The organism is Kitasatospora sp. NPDC058162, assembly GCF_042884005.1.
Lineage (GTDB): Bacteria > Actinomycetota > Actinomycetes > Streptomycetales > Streptomycetaceae > Kitasatospora.
The window spans coordinates 1-18,178 of the sequence record NZ_JBHVUS010000018.1 but is presented as its reverse complement, the minus strand read 5'-3'; the positions used below and the strand labels follow the sequence as shown (position 1 = coordinate 18,178).

Sequence of the window (18,178 nt, the reverse complement as noted above, 5' to 3'; positions counted from 1 at the left end):
GAGTGCGGTTCCGGGCGGGCTGACGCGAGGGTGTCCGTGCGGTCGACCTCCCCGGGAGGTCAGGGCTCTGACGGGTGGTCGGACGTCCGGGGTCGGGTCAAAGCTTGGTAAAGTCCGGTCCACCCCCTGGATGTGCCATTGCACATGTCACATCATGCTCCCCATGAGAAAAGCCATCGCCCTCCTCGCGGCCGCCGCGGCCGTCGCCACCTTCGGCGGGCTCGTCGGCCCCGCCTCCGCCACCGAACCCGACGCCCCCGACCTGGTCGACACCGGCCAGGGCGCGCTCGCCTGGAGCTCCTGCAACGACGCCGCAACCCCGGCGCTCCAGTGCGCGATGCTCGACGTTCCGGTGGACTACGCCGACCCGCGCGGGCGCAAGATCAAGATCAAGCTCAACCGGCTGCCCGCCACCGCACCCAAGGACAAGCAGCAGGGCCCGATCCTGCTCAACCCCGGCGGCCCCGGCGACTCCGGCCTCTGGATGCCCGCCTACATCGCCGGAAAGATCCCGGCGGACGTCGCCTCGACCTACGACTGGATCGGCTTCGACCCGCGCGGCACCAACGGCAGCGACCCCCATGTCATCTGCGACGCCCACTACTTCGACGCCGAGCGCCCCGACTACCAGCTGAGCCAGGGGACTTCGAAGGCCTGGCTGAAGAAGGCGGCCGGCTACGCCGCCGACTGCGCGGCCGACTGGTCCTGGCTGCTGCCGCACATGACCACCGTCGACAACGCCCGCGACCTCGACAGCATCCGCCGGGCCCTGGGCGTATCGAAGATCAACTACTACGGCGGCTCCTGGGGCACCTCGCTCGGCTCGACGTACGGCCAGCTCTTCCCCTCGCACGTGCGCCGGATGGTGCTGGACAGCATCGTCGGCCCGACCATCAGCTGGTACGACCACAACGTCCTCCAGGACGAGGAACACCAGCGCCGCTTCGACGCCTTCACCGCCTGGACCGCCAAGGCCGACCAGACCTACCACCTGGGCACCGACCCCGCCGCCGTGGCCCGGGCCTACCACCAGGTCGAGGACGCGCTGCGCAAGGACCCGGTCGACGCCGCCCCGGCACCCGGGAAGATCGGCCCCGCCGAGTTCGAGGACACCTTCTACGGCGGCGGCTACAACTTCCTGCGCTGGCCCCGGATGGCCACCGTGCTCTCCGGCTACCTCACCCAGCACGACACCCGGCCGCTGAACATCGCCTACAACAAGTACGCGGCCCCCGGCGCCGACGACGGCGCCTTCCCCGCCTACAACGCCGCCCAGTGCACCGAGAACGCCTGGCCGCGCGACTGGGAGTTCTGGAAGAAGGACCAGGCGAAGGTCGACGCCCGCGCGCCCTTCTACGCCTATAACAACATGTGGTACAACGCCGCCTGCATGTTCTGGCCCTACCAGGGCAACCCGGCGGGCCGCCTCAAGATCACCGGCAAGGGCCTGCCCCCCGTCCTGCTGTTCCAGGCCACCGAGGACGCCGCCACCCCCTACCAGGGCGGCCTCGCCATGCACGACGCGCTGCCGGGCTCCAAGCTCGTCGTCCAGAACGGCGGCAGCTTCCACGAGATCCTCTTCCACGGCAACGCCTGCCTGGACGACACCTTCACCGCCTACCTGCGCGACGGCAGCCTGCCCCAGGGCAAGGGACGGATCGCCAAGACCTGCGCCCCCGAGGACGACCCGGCGCCCGTGTACGTGACCCCGCCGCCCGCCACCGCGAAGGCGCTCACCACCGCCCCGGCCGCCCCGCTCGCGCCCACCGACCCCGAGGCCGTGCGCGGGGTGCTCCGCTAGCTAGGGCCCCTTCGACGGTGCGACGGCACTGAGCGGCGCAGCCAGCGACTCCAGGCTGCGCCGCTCCGCCCGTACGCCGATCGCCGCCTCGACCAGGCCGGCGGCCGTCATCAGTGCCGCCCCGACGCAGAAGGCGAGCGTGGTGTCGGAGACCTCGCCGCTGCTCACCAGGCCGTTGAAGAGCAGCGGGCCGCTGATGCCGCCGACCGCCGTGCCGACGGCGTAGAAGAAGGCGATGGACAGCGCCCTGGTCTCCAGCGGGAAGATCTCGCTGACCGTCAGGTAGGCCGCGCTGGCCCCGGCCGAGGCGAGGAACAGGACGGCCGTCCAGCAGCCCGTCATGGAGGCGGCGGAGAGCGAGCCGTGCTGGAAGAGCGCGGCGGTGGCGAACAGCAGGACGCCGGAGCCGATGTAGGTGCCGGCGATCATCGGCTTGCGGCCGATCGAGTCGAAGAGGTGGCCGAGCAGCAGCGGGCCGAGGAAGTTGCCGACCGCGATCACCGCGAAGTAGTAGCCGGTGTCGCCCTCCGGCACCGCGAAGTAGGTGGTCAGGATGGTGGCGTAGCCGAAGGTCACCGCGTTGTAGAGGAAGGCCTGGCCGATGAAGAGCGCCAGGCCGAGCACGGTGCGGCGCGGGTAGCGGGCGATCACCGTGCGCAGCACCGCGCCGAAGCCCAGCGGCGCGCGTTCGCGGATCAGGATCGGCTCCCTGGTGACCGGCGGCAGCGGCGCCCCGGTCTCCCGTTCGACCGCCTCCTCCGCCTCGGCCACCACCTGCTCGGCCTCCGGCGCCCGCCCGTGGGTGAACAGCCAGCGCGGGCTCTCCGGGACGTGCCGGCGCACCAGCAGGATCACCAGGCCCAGGACCACGCCGATGCCGAAGGCGAGCCGCCAGCCGAGGTCCGTCGCGAAGAGGGAGGTGTTGAGCAGGGCGATCGAGGCGAAGGCGCCGACCGCGGCGCCGACCCAGAAGCTGCCGTTGATGATCAGGTCGACCCGGCCGCGCACCCGGGCCGGGATCAGCTCGTCGATCGCCGAGTTGATGGCCGCGTACTCGCCGCCGATGCCGAAGCCGGTGAAGAAGCGGCAGAGGAAGAAGAACCAGGCCGTCCAGGACAGCGAGGTGACGGCGGTGGCGGCCAGGTACACGGCGAGGGTGACCATGAACAGCTTCTTGCGGCCCAGCCGGTCGGTCAGCCAGCCGAAGAACAGCGCCCCGGCGCAGGCCCCCGCCACGTACACGGCGGCCGCGACGGTGGTCACCTGGGTGGTGGTGATGGCGATGCCGCTGCCGTCCTGGGCGAGCCGGCCGGCCATGTTGCCGACGATCGTCACCTCCAGACCGTCCAGGATCCAGACGGTGCCCAGGCCGATCACGATCCGCCAGTGCCAGCGGGACCAGGGCAGCCGGTCCAGCCGGGCGGGCACGTCGGTGGCGATCACCCCGGGCGGCGTCGGCCGCTGTCGGGACGAGGTCGACTTCGCCGGATCGGTCATGACGGTCCTCCTTCGCCGGCCGGATGCCCGCCGCCCGTCCGTCACGCTCGGTGAACGATGGCGACTCCTCCGTCATGATGCCCCGGTGGCGGCCGGGGCGCCGCCCGGGCGGGGTCAGTGGGGGTGGCAGAGGAGTCCGACGGTGATCACGAAGGGGAAGGCGCCCAGGACGGCGGCGAGGCCGGTGCGGACCCGGCCGCCGCGCCGCCAGCCCGCGAGCAGGAGCAGCACGCCGGCCGGGAAGAAGGCGATGAAGAACGGCAGGACCAGGAGGAGGTACGGCAGGGAGAGCACGAACTCGGTGGCGAGCAGGAGCCCGCCGATGGTCAGGCAGGTGCGGCGGAACACCACCGGATCGCCGTAGGGCAGCGGCAGCAGGGTCAGCACGAGCAGCAGGAGCCAGATCGCGACGGCCTTCCCGTCGGCGTAGTCGCGCGCCACCGCCCAGAGCGGCAGCCAGCTGGCCCCGGCCAGGGCGACGATCGGCCACGGGCGGTCGGGCCTGGGTGGGAACGGACGTTCGTTCATGGTCGATCTCCTGAGGGCGGCGACTGGGGGCGTGAGTGGTCCGGCCGCGTGCCGGAGCTGATCAGGGGGGCGGTCAGCGGGGCCTGCAGAGCGTCGCGAAGCCGAGCAGGAAGGGGACGGCGAGCAGCAGGGCGGCGAGGAACCCGCGGACCGGGCTGCCGCGCCCCCAGCCGGCGAGCAGCAGGAGGAGGCCCGCGGGGAAGAGGACGAGGAGGAACGGCAGGGGCAGGAGGTTGGGCGCGGAGACCGCGATCTCGGTGCCGAGCACCACCCCGGCGACGATCCGGCAGGTCCGGCGGAACCACAGGGGGTCGGTGACCGCCTGGGGCAGCACGGTGAGTGCCAGGAGCAGGAACCAGAGGGTGGCGGCCCACCAGGTCGCGGACGTGTCGATCAGGAACCAGGGCTGCACCCAGGTGGCTGCGGCGAACAGGGCGATCAGCCAGGGCCGGTCGGTGCGGCGCGGGAACGCATGGTCGGTCATGTGGGTGCCCCCATGGTGCTTCGGGCGGATCGAGGACTGGGTGTCGAGCGCCCGGTGGTGAACCGGTGCCGCTCGGGGTGTGGTCAGCGGGGCAGGAGCGACGTGACGGCCATCAGGCACGGGACGACGAGCAGGACGGCGGTGAGGATGCCGCGGGCCGGCCCCCGGCGCCTCCAGCCCGCGAGCAGCAGCAGGGCGCCGGCGGGGAAGAGCGCCACGTAGAACGGCAGGATGATCAGGAGGAACGGGAGCGAGATCAGGACCTCGAGCCCGAGCAGCAGCCCGCCGACGGTCAGACAGGCCTGGCGGAACCTCACGGGGTCGGCGATCAGCAGCGGGAGTGCGGTCAGTGCCCCGAGTACCAGCCAGAGGGCGATGAGCCAGGGGTTGATGTGGTGGGTGTTCGTCACCCAGGGCTGCACCCAGGTGGCTGCGGCGAACAGGGCGATCGGCCAGGGCCGGTCGGCTCGGCGGGTGAAGAGGTGTCCTGACATCCGGTCCCCCCGGTGGCTTTGAACAGGTTCAAACTGAACGAGTTCAAAACTATGCCCGGCGGCTGCCGTGGGGCAAGTCCGGGTCCCGGCGGCCCGGCGGTGCCGCCCGCGCGCATATGCGAGCGTCGTCGGGGCGTCCGAACGGCCGCCGTGCGCCCGATGGACGCCCGGGTACTGGAAGGCCGGTCGAGGGGCGCTGGAAAGCGCTTTCGACCCCGGACGCGGTGTGTTGTGGTGGGTGGCGGAGAGCTGTGGCCGTCGCCATGGCGGGCGGCGTAGACGCTCACGCATGGACGTGAGAGCGGAGGCTATGGTTCGTCGGCCCGGCGTGGATTTGACTGGTGGACACGAGGACGGACGGTTCGGGGGCCCTGCGGGGCTCTTGTCCGGTCCGCTGGTTTCTCCTACTCCGAGTGAGGGTGGTCGTGATGGCTGGTGCGGGTGTGGTGGATCTGCCGGTCGGTGCGGGTGCGGTGCTGGTGGTGGGTGGTACGGGCAAGACGGGTCGGCGGGTGGCGGAGCGGTTGTCGGCGCTGGGGTACGCGGTGCGGGTGGGGTCGCGGTCGGCGGCGGTGCCGTTCGACTGGCATGACGAGGGGACGTGGGACGCGGCGCTGGAGGGGGTGAGCGCGGCGTATCTGACGTACTGCCCGGATCTGGCGTTCCCGGGGGCGGTGGAGGCGGTGGGGGCGTTCTCGCGGCGGGCGGTGGAGCGGGGTGTGGGGCGGCTGGTGCTGCTGTCGGGCCGTGGTGAGGAGGCGGCGGAGGCGGGGGAGAAGGCCGTGATGGAGTCGGGGGCGGTGTGGACGGTGGTGCGGTGCGCGTGGTTCGACCAGAACTTCAGTGAGTCGTTCTTCCTGGAGCCGGTGCTGGCGGGGGAGTTGGCGCTGCCGGTGGGTGGTGCGGTGGAGCCGTTCGTGGACGTGGAGGACATCGCTGATGTGGCGGTGGCGGCGTTGACGCGGGCGGGGCACGTGGGTGAGGTGTACGAGCTGACGGGGCCGCGGCTGCTGTCCTTCGCGGATGTGGCGCGGGAGTTGTCGGCGGTGACGGGCCGGGAGGTGCGGTTCGCGCCGGTGTCGCCGGAGGCCTACCGGCTGGTGCTGGAGGAGGCGGGGCTGCCGGGGGACTTCGCCGAGCTGTTCTCGGTGATCCTGGACGGCCGCAACGCCTCGCTGGGGGACGGGGTGCGGCGGGCGCTGGGGCGCGAGCCGAGGGACTTCGCGGACTACGCCCGGGCGGCCGCCGCCACCGGCGTGTGGAACACCTGAGCAGACCCGCCGACGGCGGCCGCAACCGGCCTCCACCGGACGGGTGTTGATCGAGAAACCGAACGGACTCTGGAGGTCTGGTCATGTCGGACGGCACAACGGTCTGGTCGAGCGAGCAGTCACTGGGCGCACTGCCCGAACACATCCGGGGCTTCGGCCTGATGCACGTCGCGATGCGCCGGGACGCGGCCCGGCTGACCGCGGTCGCCGCCCGCGGCGCGTCGGGCTCCCCGGCCGCGCTCGCCGAGTGGTTCGGGCGGCTGCGCGCCGTGATCGACTGGCACCACCACAGCGAGGACGAGATCCTCTGGCCGTACCTGCGCGACCGGGTGGCCGGCTTCGAGGGCAGCGGGGTGCTGGAGCAGGACCACGAGGCGCTGGACCGCACGATGAGCCGGGTGGCGGGGGTGCTGGCCGCCGGCCGCAGCTCCGAACTACCGGACGCCGCACGGGCGTTCCAGGGCCTGGTGCGCGAGCACCTGGGGCACGAGGAGCCGGTGGTCTTCCCCGCGCTGGCCGGGCTGCCGGTGCAGGAGTACCTGCGGGTGGAGCGCCGGATCATCGGCAGCGCGCCCGGCCAGGTGATGACCTACCTGCAGCCGTGGATGTTCGACGGCGCCGACCCGGCCTCGGTACGGGCCGTGTCCGCGACCATCCCGGCCCCCGTGCGACTGCTCGGGCGGACGGTGCTGGACCGGCGCTACCGGCGCACCCTGGGCCCCGTCCTCTGAGCCGACCCGCCCGGGCCCGGTCCCGCCTGACCCGGCACCGCCCGACCCGGTCCAGCCCGACCCGGCACCGCCCGGCCAGGCACCGGCGGCCCCGGCAAGTGCCCCGCCGCCAGGCGCGGTTCCGGTTGTCGCGGTTCTGTTGCGCTGCCCACCGCACGGTGGGGGGTGCCGCGTGTTCCGAAAGTTCGTCGGCACCGCACCCCGCGGGGCCGGGAGAGTAAAGGGGTCCTTGATGCGTTCGGATCAGAGCACTGTTCCGCAGTCCTACTCCGCGCCGTCCGCCATCGGCGGTACGGGGCACGGGAGTTCGGCCCACGGCGCCGGGCCGGGCAGGGCCGCCGGTCCCGTCCTGGTGGGTGCCACCATCGCGATGGGGCTGATGGCGGGGCTGTTCTTCGCCTTCGACGTGTCGGTGATGCCGGGCCTGGCGGCCGGTGACGACCGGACGTACGTGACGGCGATGCAGCACATCAACAAGTCGATCGAGAACGGCATGTTCGGCCTGGTCTTCACCGGTGCCTTCGTGGCGACGGGCATCGCGGCCTGGCTGCAGCACAAGGCGGGCCGGCGGCAGGCGGCGCTGTGGGCGGCGGGCGCGACCCTGCTGTACGTGGTGGCGCTGATGGTCACCATGGGGGTGAACATCCCGCTGAACAACGACCTGGCGGCGGCCGGCGACCCGTCCCAGATCCACGACTTCGCCGCGGTGCGCACGCACTTCGAGGGGACGTGGGTGGCGGCCAACATGTTCCGCACCGCGCTGTGCACGGCGGGCCTGCTCGCGCTCAGCCGCGCGCTCGTCCTGCACGGCCGGTTCAGCCGCTTCGGGCGCTGAGCGGCTTCGGTTGCTGAGCCACTCCGTTCGCTGAGCTGCTTCGGGCGCTGAACCGCTCCGTCCGCTGAGCTGCTTCGGCCGCTGAGCCGCAGACCGTTCGGGGCTCCGGCCCCGGTGCTTCCCCGGTGCCCGTCCGCCTCGCGCGGGCGGGCACTTCGCGTGCCCGGGCCCCGGGCGCGTCAGTTGCACCGCCCGCTGCCGCTGTAGCACGGCACGTACCAGCTGGGCAGCGGCGCCGGCGGTGCGGGGTGGCTGCGCTCCCAGTCGTGCCGCAGCAGCAGTGCGAAGGCCAACAGCACCAGCGCGGCCAGCAGTTGGATCACCGCCGTCCAGCGCGCCCGCAGCAGTGAAGCGACCCCGGCGAGCCCGAGCGCGACGCACAGCAGGCCCCAGGTGAAGCCGAGTTGGGCGCGGGCCACCCGGTCGGCCGCGCCGTCGGCGCCCTGCGCCGCCCAGAGGTCCATGCCGTAGCCGAACATCCGCACCACGTAGGCGATTCCCAGGGCGAGGAACAGCACCACCCCGACCACGAGGTCGTGGGCGGGGTGCGGCCGCTGCGGCCGCCGCAGGCGGCGGAGCCGGGTGGGAGCGGGGGTGGCGCGGTCGTTCGACGGCATGCGGACAGCCTGCCAGAGGAGGGGTGGGGCGGACCTGAGTACGGATACTCAGATCCGTCGCCGACGAACGGCCCCCGCCGGGGCCCGCCGCGGCCGCAGCGCCGCTTCGCCGCCGGGTGAGCCACCCGGTGCGCCACTCGGTCCAGCGCCCGGTGCGCCCGGGCGTGCGCCGGTGCGCCGGTCGGGTGCCTGCGCTCAAATCACTAGGTGAGACGGGGAGTTGGCGCTTTGCTGCGGGGTGGTGGAGCATGGGCGGGACCCGGTCCGTTGCGGCGCGCTTGCGCCCGGCCGGGCGGCACGCGTACGGCGAGAGGGGGTGGGTCCGATGGGTTCGGTGGCACGTCCGTTTCTGGTCCGGGGGAGGGCGGTTCCGCTGGCCAGGTACCTGGCGGAGGAGGAGATCGAGGGCCTGGTGGCCTGTTCGTGCATCGGCAACGAGGTGACCATCGACCTCGCGGACACGCGGATCCTGGTGAGCCTGGCCGATGTCGGCGCGGTGGTGGGCCTCACCTTCCACATGGTCCAGGACGGTCCGGCCAAGCCCCGCTCCTGGACGCGCCGGCTGCCCGGCGACGCCGGGTCGAAGGAGCTCGCGACGTGCATCGCCCGCGACGTCCGGACGCTGGAGCGCGAACTGGCGCCGCTGCGGCGCCGGCCCCCGGAGGGCCCGGAGTGCCGTCGGCCGGCCACCTGAGCCGTTGGCCGCCGGTCAGCCGGGGGTTGTTACTGTGCGGGCGTGGACAGTGATCACGCTCAGCGCGAGTACCCCTTCGCCGATGGCCGGAACGTGCTCTGGGAGCTGGAGGGCTACGGGGCGGACGACCGCCAGCACTCCTCCCGGTGGCTCGGCCGGGAGGAGTACCTCCGGATCCGCCACCTCTTCGCGGCCGAACTCGGCGGCGACGACTGGATGATGACGGGCTCCTGGCCCGTCCCGCCGCCGCTGTGGGGGCCGCTGGAGGAGCTGCTCGGGCCGCTCGGCCTCGAGGACGGCATCGACTACTTCCTCGGCGCCCGCCAGAACCTTCCTGGCGGGCGGCTCTGGCGGCCCGGGCCCGGCGGCGGACCGCTGCCGGGCCCGGTGCCGTCGCCCTGACGGCAGGGCCTGACAGGACGCCGGGCCTGACGGTGCCCTGGGCCTGACAGGGCTCTGGGCCGGCGGCTCGCGGGCTTAGCGGGTCACCAGCCAGGACAGGCTGCCGGTCAGCTCCGCCCGCATGGCCGGGTCCGCGACAGCCGGGGTCGGGTCGGTGGCGACGGCGGTGAGCAGGTGCGGGCGCGAGCGCGGGCCGGTCAGGTGCAGCGCGTCGAGGTCGAGGGCGGTGCGCCCGCGCAGTCGGGGCTGCTCGCGCCCGTCGAGGTACCAGTGCAGCAGGGTGCCGGGTACGGGCAGGTCGACGGTCAGGCGGTCGTCGGTGGTGAGCCGGCGGCCGGTGGGGGTGGCGCTGGTCAGCGGGGTGGCGTGGCGGTAGAAGCCGGCGATCATCGCCTCCCGTCCGGGCAGGTTGAACTCGCGGCCGAGCGAGCGCATGATCGAGTTCTCCGTCGGCCGGTAGAGGCCCTTCGGGTAGTAGCCGGCGCCCTCGTAGCTGTCGACCGTCCCGCCGTCGGGCGAGGACTGGCTGAGCCAGCGGGACCACTTGGTGCCCTGGGTGCGCATCCGGTCGGCGGTCAGGGTGCTGAGGTTGGCCTCGGGCGGCTCGTCGCCCTGGTAGGTGCCTTGGGCGTCGTAGGCGTACTCGTCGGCGAGCTTGCCCAGCGAGTGGCCGGTCTCGTGCACGGCGATCTGCCCGGACTTCGCGTTGCCGCCCGCCACGGTGGCGATGCCCTCGTAGCCGAGCGGGGACTTGACGTCGTTGTAGCCCGCGCCGCCGTACTTGGCGCTGTTGGCCACCACGATCACCAGGTCGGCCTGCGGTGCCTTCGCCGCGTAGCGCTCGACGGCCTTCTCGTCCACGCAGAGCAGCCGCTCCACCCCGTCGCACCAGAAGTAGGAGCCGAGCGCGGTGTGCCGGACGGTCGCCTGGTCCGGATCGCCGGTGACGCCGGACTCCGGCGAGACGGCGGACACCGCCCAGACGTTGAACAGCTGCCGGTAGGTGGCGTACGGCTCGACGGCGGTGATCTCCCGCCACTTCTCGGCGGCGTCGGTGCGGAACTTCTGCTGCTCCTGGGCGGAGTAGCCGTCGCCGATCACCACCACGTCCAGCTTGGTGGCCGGTTCGCCGTTGTGGACGAGGGAGGTGACCTCGCCGTCGCCGTGGGCGCCCGGGGCGGTGAGGCCGGCGGGCGGGGCGGCCAGGTACGGGGAGGCGGCCGGGGCTGTGGCGCGGGAGATGGTGCCGTCCTCGGTGAAGGCTTCCACCGGGTGCCGGGGCCCGTCCGCGGTCGGGGTGTTCGAGGCCTGGGTGTTTGAGGTTGGGGTGTTCGAGGTGCCCGGCCCCGGCCCGCTCCGCGCGGGTGGCGCGCTCCAGTCGGATGGCGCGCTCCAGGCGGGTGCGGCGCCGAGGAGGGCCGCGGCGAGGGCGGCGGTCAGCAGGGCGGACGCGGTCCTGGTCCTGGTCGCTCTTCTGGTCCTGATCTGCACGGAGGTCCTCCCGGTGGGCGGCGGTGTGGGGAGGCTCCTTCCCTTGTTCGGGACCTGACAATCACTGAGGATCCGCCGGTGCCCCGTAGTTCGGGGGCGGATCTGGCGTGACCGGTCAGAAGTCTCCGGAGAACTCGCCGAAGAGGATGATGCGGCAGAGGGCGCCCACGCCCGCCCAGCACACGGCGGCGACGACCAGGGTGATGACCAGCGGCCACTGGAAGCTGACCAGGCTCATCGCGGCCAGGAGCGTCAGGCCCACGACCACCACGGCCATGACCACCGCCATGAACAGCTCGTCCAGGGCCTGCCGGCGGCGCGGGTCGGTGAGCAGCAGGACCAGACCACCGGCGATCAGCCCGCCGATCAGGGCGCACGAGGCCCACGGGGCGGTCTCCGTCTGGGAGCGGTGCCCGTGGAAGTCGAGCTCGAAGACCTTGCCGTGCAGGACCTTCAGGTCCACGGTGTCACCGGGGTTGACGTCGTCGAAGAAGGGCTTGCCGACGTCGTACTCCTCGGTCGGCGCCGTCTCCCGGGCCACGGTCAGCAGATAGCTGGTCGAATCGGAGTCGGCGGCCGGCTCGCGCTTCCTCGTCACCCGGCCGCTCTCCTGCCTCGTGCAGTCGTCGCCCGGTCGGGCGGCGGCCGTGCAGGCCGGGGTGGCGTAGTGGTCGCGCACCTCCTCGAAGGTGTCGGTGAACCGGACGAAGCCGAGCACGGTGAGGGCGAGACCGAGCACGACGAGCACGACCCGGGCGGCGGACCGGAGCCGCCTGTCGGGGGTCGGCGACGGCCGCCGCTTCGACGGCCGGGGCCGGGGCCGGTACCGGAGGGGAACCGCGTCCTCAGGCATCGTCACCGCCCGGTGTCCGTACGGTCCACGCGTCCATCGGCACCCCCACCCGTTCCGCCTCCCCGGCCCCCCGGCCCCGGCCGTCCCGGTGTGCAGCCGTCGCGACGCCGGGCGTAGTAGCACGGATCATGCCAGGGAACGGCGGGGTGCGCGAGGAATTCACCCTGGCCGGAGCGGACTTGTGAGCGGCAGTAGATTGGCGGGCATGACGTCGACGCCTGAAGCGATGAGCCCGGTCTCTCGAACCGCTCTGTACGCCGCGCTGGTGCGGGCCCGCGAGGGCGACCGGCCCGAGCCGCTGTTCACCGACCCGTACGCGGCCCGGTTCGCCGAGGCTGCCGGAATGCCCACCGAAGCCCCCGCGGAGGGGCCGCGCAGCGAACTCGGCGCCCGGCTGGCCGTGCACGTCATGCTGCGGACCCGCTTCTACGACGACCGGCTGCTGGCCGCCGGAGCGGACCAGGTGGTGCTGCTCGCGGCCGGGTTGGACACCCGGGCCTACCGGCTGGACTGGCCCGCCGGGACGCGGCTGTGGGAGCTGGACCTGCCGCCGGTGATGGCCTTCAAGGAACAGGTGCTCGACGCCGCCGGCGCCGCGCCGACCTGCGGGCGCGCCGTGCTGCCGGGCGACCTGCTGGACCCGGCCTGGCCGCGCCGCCTGGTCGAGGCGGGCTTCGACCCGCAGTGGCCCACCGCCTGGCTGGCCGAGGGCCTGCTGGTGTATCTGAGCGCCGAGCAGGCGGCCGGGCTGCTCACGGCGGTCGGCTCGCTGTCCGCCCCCGGCAGCCGGCTGCTGATGGAGCGGGGCCGGGACGTCTCCCGGACCCCGCAGGACCCGGCGCTGGCCCAGGTCACCGAGCTCTGGCAGGGCGGGCTCGGGCCCGACACCGACCAGTGGCTGAACGCCCACGGCTGGGAGGCCCGGACCACAGCCCTCACGGAGGTCGGGGAGACCTACGGCCGGCCGCTGCCGGAGGGCGCCAGCCGGACCAGCGGCTTCATCGAGGCGGTGCGCACCGCCTCGCGGTGAGCTGCAGGTCCGTTTGCCCGAGGGCCTGTGGGCCCGTGTGGCTCAGAACACCGAGGTGACCGGTGACTCCACGTCGCCGTAGTAGCCGCAGTGGCCGTCGATGGTGGCCCAGAAGTCGATCCGGACGACGTGTGCGCCGCTGCCCGGACTCGCGACGACAGGCGTCGGTGCCGCCCTCCGGGACCTGCGATGCCTCTCTGAGTCCGGTGATCCACTGGTGAGTTGGAGATGATCGGTCGGGTACCGTCGGTTGGCGGGCGCCCGATCGGAGCGGGCGGCGTGGGGGCGCCCGAGGTTCACCACCGGGCGTGGCGGATCCTCAGCCGCCCGATCCCGACCACTCCGGAGATCCGGATGGTCGGCCCGTCCGGGCGTCCGGGGCGGCGGGGGCGGTAGCGCGGCGCCTTGAGGCCGCTGTGCAGGCCCGTGAGGTCGACCACCGCGTCCCGGGGCACGGTGATGCCCGCCCCGCCGGTGCCGAGGTGCAGTTGGATGTCGACCACCGGGTGCTCGATGACCGCCCGGGAGAGGTCCAGTCGCACCCGCCCGAGCGCCGAGGCCACCGTGAGGACGCGGGGGACGCGCCAGGCGCCGCGCCGCCGGATCCGGCCGCCGAGGGCGTCGCCCGTGAGGGTGACCGCGGGCTCGGCCGCGACTGCTGCCGCCGGCTCGGTGGCGCGTTCCGGGAGTCCGGTGAGGGCCGCGGCGAGTTCGTCGGGCGTGGTCGCGGTGAGGGCCCGTTGCAGTCGCTCGTCCAACTCCTCGAAGGTGAACCCCCCTTCGGCGTAAGCCTCTTGGAGGCGCCGGACGGTGGTGTCGCGCTCGGCGTCGCTGATCGGTGTCGACCCGTTCGTGCTGCTCTCCATCACGCCACCCCTGGACTGAGTACGTTGTACGCGGTCATGGCGGCCAAGCTAGATTACTGGGTACCGTGTACGCAAGAAGAAGGGCCGACGGTGACCGACGCCGAGTACGTGAACATCTGGATGCGGCCCGAGCGCCCCGCCCGCGGACCCAAACCCGCCTACAGCCGCGCGCAGATCACCGAGGCCGCCGTCCGGATCGCCGACGCCGAAGGCCTGGAGGCCACCACCATGCGCCGCATCGCCGCCGAGATCGGCGCCGGCGCGATGTCGCTCTACCGGTACGTCCCCGGCCGCGACGAGCTGATCCAGCTGATGGCCGACCGGCTGATGGGCGAGATCGACGTCGAGGGCATGCCCTCCGGCGACTGGCGCGCCGACCTGACCCGCTACGCCCACGGCCTGCGGGCCATGTGGCTGCGGCACCCGTGGATCGCCACCGCGCACCGCGCCCTGCCCGGCTTCGGCCCCAACCAACTCCGGCTGATCGAAGGGGTGATGGGCGTGCTCGACCCCCACGTCCCGATCGACGAGAACCTCGGCCTCATCGCGCTCCTCAACGGCTACGTCGAGGGCGCCGCCCGCGACGAGGTCAGCTGGACCGAGGAGGTCCGGCGCAGCGGCCTCAGCGAGACCGAATGGCTGGCGCGGAGCCTCCCGTACGTCCAACAGTTGCTGGACAGTGGGGAATACCCGATCTTCGGCCGGATCGCACTGGAGGCGCGCCAGCCCCGGCTCAGCCGCGACGAACAGTTCCACCACGGGCTGGAGCGCGTCCTCGACTGCCTGGCCGCCGCCCTCCCACCGGGGACGGCGGCGTAGGTCTGCCTGGCCAACTGAACGCTGACGGTGGGCAGATGGGGAGTTCGCGGCAGTGGACCCCGAGGAGCAGGACCGCCGCTGCGGTCAGGTCGGTGGCGGTGGTCCTCCTTGCCGCCGTCGGATGCTCTTCGTCCGGCCGCGGTGGGGGCCGAAGCGCCCGGCTCCTCGGCCGACGAGCCGCACGGCAGGGCACCTCGTGGGGCGACGTGCACTGGCGCGGGCGCCTCCGAACAGGCCGCCGGCTACCAGGTGTTGCTCACCGCCTTCCATGGCTGGGGGACGGTAGCCGTCACAGCCGGCGGGTGCGCAGCACTCCGGTCAGCATCGGCAGGGTGAACCCGCCGTCCGCGGTCTCCGGACGGCCCGCCAGGAACGCCCGGATCCGGCTCAGTGCGGCCTCCCGCCGCTCGTCCGGCATGACCAGCATCCCCGCGCGCGTCGCCAGGGTCGCGACCAGCGAATCGGCGGTGCGGGGTTGGCCGTGCGGGAAGACGTCCTGCTGCGCCTCGCCGAAGCGGACCGCCCCGCCGCTCCTCGGGAGGTGGGCACCGGCCGTCTCGGCCCGCCAGGCGGCGGGCGTGTCACGCGGCCCGATCGCCGCGGCCCCGCTCACCCGCGCCAGTTCGGCGACCCACTCGACCCGGTCGTCCAGCAGGTTCCAGAGTCCGGCCAGGACGCCGCCGGGCGCCAGCACCCGGGCGATCTCCGGCCCGGCGACCGCCATGTCGAACCAGTGCATCGCGTTGCCGGCCAGCACGGCGTCCACCGAGGCGTCCGGCAGCGGAACCGACTCCGCGCTGCCCGACAGCGCCCGGACGGTCGGCAGCGAGCGGCGCAACTCGGTCAGCATCGCCGGATCCGGCTCGACCGCGATCACCTCGGCCCCCAGTTCGAGCAGGGTGGCCGTCAACTTGCCCGTCCCGGCCCCGAGATCGAGCACCCGCGGCCCGGGCGCGGCGTCGAGTGCCCACCGCACCGCGGCGTGCGCGTAGTCCGGACGGTGCTCGGCGTAGGCGGCCGCAGCCGCACCGAAGGAGGAGGCGTGGAGACGCTGTCGGTCGTGATCCATCCGGCCACGCTATCGACGCCCGGGCGCTCGGGCGGGATTTCTCATCACTTCCTCAACTTCCGCCGCCTCCGCACCGGTTTCATGGCGGTGTAGCGGTGACCGGGTGGCGCGGGAGCGCGGCAGGGGCTCCGCGGAGACGGTGGGGTAGCCGTAGCTGCGCAGTTTCCGCGGCCGGTTTTCGGTCGTGTCCGGGGTCTTCACCGGTCAGTCGGTCAGTCGGTCAGTCGGTCGGGCTCGCCGGGCGGATCCCGCGGGTTGATCAGGGCGAGGGCCCGGACCAGGTGCGCGGAGGTGTCCTCCGGGTTCGCGGCGCTCGGACGAAGACCCTTCGTACCGCCGGGCTGTGCGGAGCAGGCCGACGCCGCCGTCCACGAACTCGCGGGCGGCGGCGCTGTCGTCGGTACTGGCCTGCATGGCTACAGCCTCTGGTAGCTGTCTTGACGGTCAGTGGGAGGTGAGCTGGCGGTGGAGGTTGGTGAGGGCGGTGTTGGTGGCGGCGGCGTGGTTCGCGTGGATCTTGCTGATGGGGAGGAGGTGGGGCCAGCCGTGGGGGGTGGCGGTGAAGGTGTAGGCGAGGTGGGTGTGGGTGTCGTCGTGGGGGGTGAGGTGGATGGTGGTGTGCCCGTGGAAGTGGCCGGTGTGGGAGGCGGCGTAGTGGGTGCCGGGGGTGATGTGGGTGGTGGTGGCGGTGAAGTGGATCTTGGGGCCCGGCTTGTTGACACCGTTGGTGTGGACGGTGACGTGGGTGGCGCCGCCGAGGTGGTCAGGGGGCGTGGGGCCGGGCCGGAAGGTGTTGTGGGGGTGCCACCAGGTGGAGGTGCCGTTGAGCTCGGTGAAGAGGTGCTGCCAGACGATGTGGGCCGGGGCGGGGAGGATCGTCGTGGCGGTGTGGTTGATGGTGTGCACGGGTTTCCTTTCCGGGTTTGGGATCGGGTTCGCGTTCTGGATCTCCGGGGTGGTGATTCAGAAGATGTGCTGTCCCGGGGTGAGGGTGTGGGCGGGGTCGTAGGTGCGCTTGGCAGTGGTGAGGGTGGCCCATTGGGGGCCGTAGTGGCGCTGCCAGTCGGTGGTGGTCATGTGGGGGACGGCGCCGACGAGATAGCGCTTGGCGCCGAGCTTGGTGGCGTTGTCGTAGAGGGTGCGGTTACGGGCGAGGGCGGGCTGGGGGTCGGTTCCGGGGTGGGGGAAAGTGAGGAAGTCGAAGAGGTAGGCGGTGGGTTCGTCGGGGGTGATGGCGAGGGGGCGGGTGATCTTGTTGGTGTGGAACGGATAGCAGAGGAGGAGCCCGGCCCCGAGGTCGTCGGGGGTGAGGGTGGGGACGGTCTGGGTGAGGAACTGGTGGGTGGCGCTGGCGGGGAGGAAGAGGGACAGCCAGGGCTTGGGCTGGTCCCAGTAGCCGGTGTTCTTCAGGTTGTCGGCGAAGGCGTTGACGCGGAACGTGTAGTCGCGGTACGTGGTGTCGGTGATGATGGTCTGTTGCGGATTGGGGGTGAGGCCGGCGAGGAGGGGGGCGGAAGCGGGGGGTGTGGTGCCGTTGTAATAAGCGACGGTTTCGATTTTGTATTGGGTGGGGGTTCCTACGGGTTGGGGTTGGATTTCGCCGACCTGGGAGTGGAAGCGACCGTCGTTCAGAATGGTTTCCTGGTCACTCATATAGGTCGCGAGGTTGGTGTAGTAGAGGTTGAAGACCAGGGCGCGCTCGGGGGCGGGGATGAGCTTGACGGTGGCGCGGACGATGATGCCGACCTGTCCCGCACCGGCGAGGGCGGCGTTGAAGAGGTCGGCGTTGCGGGTGGGGGTGGCGGTGAGCAGGCGACCGGTGCCGGTGACGATGTCGAGGGATTCGACGGTGTCGGTCTGGAGCCCGTACTTCTGGACGGTGGAGCCGATGCCGCCGACCGAGAGGGTGCCGCCGATGGAGAGGTGGAGGTAGTCGGTGAGGCAGGGCGGGGTGAGGCCGCGCTGGAGGGCGGCGTCGGTGAGTTGAGCCCAGGTGACGCCGGCCTCGACGGTGGCGTTGGTGGGGGTGATCGCGTGGATGCGGTTGAGAGCGCGGGCGTTGATGCTGATGCCGCCGGCGGCGCCGGCCTGGCCGTAGTTGGAGTGTGATTCGAGGTCGTTCCCGGTGCCGCTCTGGCCGTTCATGGCGACCTTGAGGCCGTTGGCGCGGGCGTAGTCGATGATCTTGACGATGTCCTGGACGGAGCCCGGGGTGAGGACGGCGTGGGGCGTGGTGGTGACCAGGCGTCCGAAGTCCTGGGCGAACGCGGTGGTGGTGGCGGACGCGGTGGTGAGGGTGCCCTCGAGTGCGGGGACGGGGCACAGGCGTCCGGTGACGGGGGTGTCGGCGGTGGCCCAGGCGCGGGTGGTCGTGTTGTAGCCGATGACGGTGGCGGCCAGGCCGGTGAGCAGGGTGCGTCGGGTCAGGGGTGGGCGGTTCATGGGTGGCGGGATTCCTTTCCGTAGAGGTGACGGGCGGGGCCGGGGGCCAGGGGCCCTGGGGTGTGGGGTGGTTGGTGGTGTGTGTGCGGCGGGTGTGACGGGGTGGGGGTATGCGTGTGGCCTGCCGTGGGCAGGCCAGGGGGGGGTGTCCGGGTGGCTGGTTTATGGGGTGGGGGTGTGGGTGGTGGTGTGGTAGTTGGTGTGGTCGAAGTGGCGGGTTTGTTGTTGGTATCGGCGGGTGTAGGTGGGCCAGA

At 72.5% G+C, this 18,178-nt stretch carries 19 protein-coding genes; 8 read left to right on the top strand and 11 right to left on the bottom strand.

Annotation, left to right across the window (positions count from 1 at the left end):
• Positions 1–163 precede the first annotated feature (163 nt).
• Positions 164–1,801, top strand: a complete 1,638-nt coding sequence (locus ACFVXG_RS27460; protein WP_387931109.1) for an alpha/beta hydrolase — start codon at positions 164–166, stop codon at positions 1,799–1,801.
• Here the strand turns inward: ACFVXG_RS27460 and ACFVXG_RS27455 are convergent, their stop codons facing one another.
• From ACFVXG_RS27455 to ACFVXG_RS27440, 4 genes are all read right to left on the bottom strand, one after another.
• Positions 1,802–3,298 (bottom strand): MFS transporter, encoded by a 1,497-nt coding sequence (locus ACFVXG_RS27455; RefSeq protein WP_387931108.1) that lies wholly within the window; start codon positions 3,296–3,298, stop codon positions 1,802–1,804.
• Between the two features lie 114 nt (positions 3,299–3,412).
• Positions 3,413–3,826 (bottom strand): hypothetical protein, encoded by a 414-nt coding sequence (locus ACFVXG_RS27450; RefSeq protein WP_387931107.1) that lies wholly within the window; start codon positions 3,824–3,826, stop codon positions 3,413–3,415.
• 73 nt (positions 3,827–3,899) lie between these two features.
• Positions 3,900–4,310 carry a hypothetical protein gene (locus tag ACFVXG_RS27445; protein ID WP_387931106.1) on the bottom strand — a complete coding sequence of 137 codons (411 nt, stop codon included), beginning with the start codon at positions 4,308–4,310 and terminating at the stop codon, positions 3,900–3,902.
• 83 nt (positions 4,311–4,393) lie between these two features.
• Positions 4,394–4,804, bottom strand: a complete 411-nt coding sequence (locus ACFVXG_RS27440; protein ID WP_387931105.1) for a hypothetical protein — start codon at positions 4,802–4,804, stop codon at positions 4,394–4,396.
• 428 nt (positions 4,805–5,232) lie between these two features.
• On the opposite strand from ACFVXG_RS27440, the gene ACFVXG_RS27435 reads away from it, so the two are divergent.
• From ACFVXG_RS27435 to ACFVXG_RS27425, 3 genes are all read left to right on the top strand, one after another.
• Positions 5,233–6,075: an NmrA family transcriptional regulator gene (locus ACFVXG_RS27435; protein WP_387931104.1), complete on the top strand. Its 843-nt coding sequence runs from the start codon at positions 5,233–5,235 to the stop codon at positions 6,073–6,075.
• An 83-nt stretch (positions 6,076–6,158) separates the two neighbouring features.
• A complete protein-coding gene (locus ACFVXG_RS27430) occupies positions 6,159–6,806 on the top strand; it encodes a hemerythrin domain-containing protein (protein WP_387931103.1) in 648 nt (215 codons plus the stop codon).
• A gap of 232 nt (positions 6,807–7,038) precedes the next feature.
• Positions 7,039–7,641: a DUF1772 domain-containing protein gene (locus tag ACFVXG_RS27425; protein WP_387931102.1), complete on the top strand. Its 603-nt coding sequence runs from the start codon at positions 7,039–7,041 to the stop codon at positions 7,639–7,641.
• Positions 7,642–7,820: 179 nt separating this feature from the next.
• Here the strand turns inward: ACFVXG_RS27425 and ACFVXG_RS27420 are convergent, their stop codons facing one another.
• Positions 7,821–8,258, bottom strand: a complete 438-nt coding sequence (locus ACFVXG_RS27420; protein WP_387931101.1) for a DUF6234 family protein — start codon at positions 8,256–8,258, stop codon at positions 7,821–7,823.
• A gap of 334 nt (positions 8,259–8,592) precedes the next feature.
• Here ACFVXG_RS27420 and ACFVXG_RS27415 point away from each other — a divergent pair, with 334 nt between their 5' ends.
• Positions 8,593–8,952 (top strand): hypothetical protein, encoded by a 360-nt coding sequence (locus ACFVXG_RS27415; RefSeq protein ID WP_387931100.1) that lies wholly within the window; start codon positions 8,593–8,595, stop codon positions 8,950–8,952.
• Between the two features lie 42 nt (positions 8,953–8,994).
• Complete coding sequence (locus ACFVXG_RS27410; protein ID WP_387931099.1) at positions 8,995–9,354, top strand: hypothetical protein; 360 nt, start codon at positions 8,995–8,997, stop codon at positions 9,352–9,354.
• Between the two features lie 75 nt (positions 9,355–9,429).
• On the opposite strand, the gene ACFVXG_RS27405 is transcribed toward ACFVXG_RS27410, so the two are convergent.
• Together ACFVXG_RS27405 and ACFVXG_RS27400 are read right to left on the bottom strand one after the other, a co-directional pair.
• Positions 9,430–10,845 carry a M64 family metallopeptidase gene (locus ACFVXG_RS27405; protein WP_387931098.1) on the bottom strand — a complete coding sequence of 472 codons (1,416 nt, stop codon included), beginning with the start codon at positions 10,843–10,845 and terminating at the stop codon, positions 9,430–9,432.
• Positions 10,846–10,960: 115 nt separating this feature from the next.
• Positions 10,961–11,593: a hypothetical protein gene (locus ACFVXG_RS27400; RefSeq protein WP_387931097.1), complete on the bottom strand. Its 633-nt coding sequence runs from the start codon at positions 11,591–11,593 to the stop codon at positions 10,961–10,963.
• A 310-nt stretch (positions 11,594–11,903) separates the two neighbouring features.
• On the opposite strand from ACFVXG_RS27400, the gene ACFVXG_RS27395 reads away from it, so the two are divergent.
• Positions 11,904–12,728 (top strand): SAM-dependent methyltransferase, encoded by an 825-nt coding sequence (locus tag ACFVXG_RS27395; RefSeq protein WP_387931096.1) that lies wholly within the window; start codon positions 11,904–11,906, stop codon positions 12,726–12,728.
• A 296-nt stretch (positions 12,729–13,024) separates the two neighbouring features.
• Here ACFVXG_RS27395 and ACFVXG_RS27390 read toward each other — a convergent pair whose 3' ends face one another.
• Positions 13,025–13,594 (bottom strand): DUF1707 domain-containing protein, encoded by a 570-nt coding sequence (locus tag ACFVXG_RS27390; RefSeq protein WP_387931095.1) that lies wholly within the window; start codon positions 13,592–13,594, stop codon positions 13,025–13,027.
• A gap of 90 nt (positions 13,595–13,684) precedes the next feature.
• Here ACFVXG_RS27390 and ACFVXG_RS27385 point away from each other — a divergent pair, with 90 nt between their 5' ends.
• Complete coding sequence (locus ACFVXG_RS27385) at positions 13,685–14,413, top strand: TetR/AcrR family transcriptional regulator (protein WP_387931094.1); 729 nt, start codon at positions 13,685–13,687, stop codon at positions 14,411–14,413.
• 289 nt (positions 14,414–14,702) lie between these two features.
• Here ACFVXG_RS27385 and ACFVXG_RS27380 read toward each other — a convergent pair whose 3' ends face one another.
• The 3 genes from ACFVXG_RS27380 to ACFVXG_RS27370 all read right to left on the bottom strand — a co-directional run bounded on the left by ACFVXG_RS27380 (position 14,703) and on the right by ACFVXG_RS27370 (position 17,924).
• Positions 14,703–15,482 (bottom strand): class I SAM-dependent methyltransferase, encoded by a 780-nt coding sequence (locus ACFVXG_RS27380; protein WP_387931093.1) that lies wholly within the window; start codon positions 15,480–15,482, stop codon positions 14,703–14,705.
• A gap of 444 nt (positions 15,483–15,926) precedes the next feature.
• On the bottom strand, positions 15,927–16,388 hold the full coding sequence (locus ACFVXG_RS27375; RefSeq protein WP_387931092.1) for an SRPBCC family protein: 462 nt from the start codon (positions 16,386–16,388) through the stop codon (positions 15,927–15,929).
• Between the two features lie 57 nt (positions 16,389–16,445).
• Positions 16,446–17,924, bottom strand: a complete 1,479-nt coding sequence (locus tag ACFVXG_RS27370) for an FAD-binding protein (RefSeq protein ID WP_387931091.1) — start codon at positions 17,922–17,924, stop codon at positions 16,446–16,448.
• Positions 17,925–18,178 lie beyond the last annotated feature (254 nt).

Excerpts from the sequence above, each read along its gene's own strand:
- ACFVXG_RS27390 (WP_387931095.1), bottom strand. The coding sequence starts at position 13,594 with ATGGAGAGCAGCACGAACGGGTCGACACCGATCAGCGACGCCGAGCGC.
- ACFVXG_RS27425 (WP_387931102.1), top strand. The coding sequence starts at position 7,039 with ATGCGTTCGGATCAGAGCACTGTTCCGCAGTCCTACTCCGCGCCGTCC.
- ACFVXG_RS27395 (WP_387931096.1), top strand. The coding sequence starts at position 11,904 with ATGACGTCGACGCCTGAAGCGATGAGCCCGGTCTCTCGAACCGCTCTG.
- ACFVXG_RS27435 (WP_387931104.1), top strand. The coding sequence starts at position 5,233 with ATGGCTGGTGCGGGTGTGGTGGATCTGCCGGTCGGTGCGGGTGCGGTG.
- ACFVXG_RS27380 (WP_387931093.1), bottom strand. The coding sequence starts at position 15,482 with ATGGATCACGACCGACAGCGTCTCCACGCCTCCTCCTTCGGTGCGGCT.
- ACFVXG_RS27455 (WP_387931108.1), bottom strand. The coding sequence starts at position 3,298 with ATGACCGATCCGGCGAAGTCGACCTCGTCCCGACAGCGGCCGACGCCG.
- ACFVXG_RS27440 (WP_387931105.1), bottom strand. The coding sequence starts at position 4,804 with ATGTCAGGACACCTCTTCACCCGCCGAGCCGACCGGCCCTGGCCGATC.
- ACFVXG_RS27420 (WP_387931101.1), bottom strand. The coding sequence starts at position 8,258 with ATGCCGTCGAACGACCGCGCCACCCCCGCTCCCACCCGGCTCCGCCGC.
- ACFVXG_RS27450 (WP_387931107.1), bottom strand. The coding sequence starts at position 3,826 with ATGAACGAACGTCCGTTCCCACCCAGGCCCGACCGCCCGTGGCCGATC.
- ACFVXG_RS27370 (WP_387931091.1), bottom strand. The coding sequence starts at position 17,924 with ATGAACCGCCCACCCCTGACCCGACGCACCCTGCTCACCGGCCTGGCC.
- ACFVXG_RS27445 (WP_387931106.1), bottom strand. The coding sequence starts at position 4,310 with ATGACCGACCATGCGTTCCCGCGCCGCACCGACCGGCCCTGGCTGATC.
- ACFVXG_RS27430 (WP_387931103.1), top strand. The coding sequence starts at position 6,159 with ATGTCGGACGGCACAACGGTCTGGTCGAGCGAGCAGTCACTGGGCGCA.
- ACFVXG_RS27460 (WP_387931109.1), top strand. The coding sequence starts at position 164 with ATGAGAAAAGCCATCGCCCTCCTCGCGGCCGCCGCGGCCGTCGCCACC.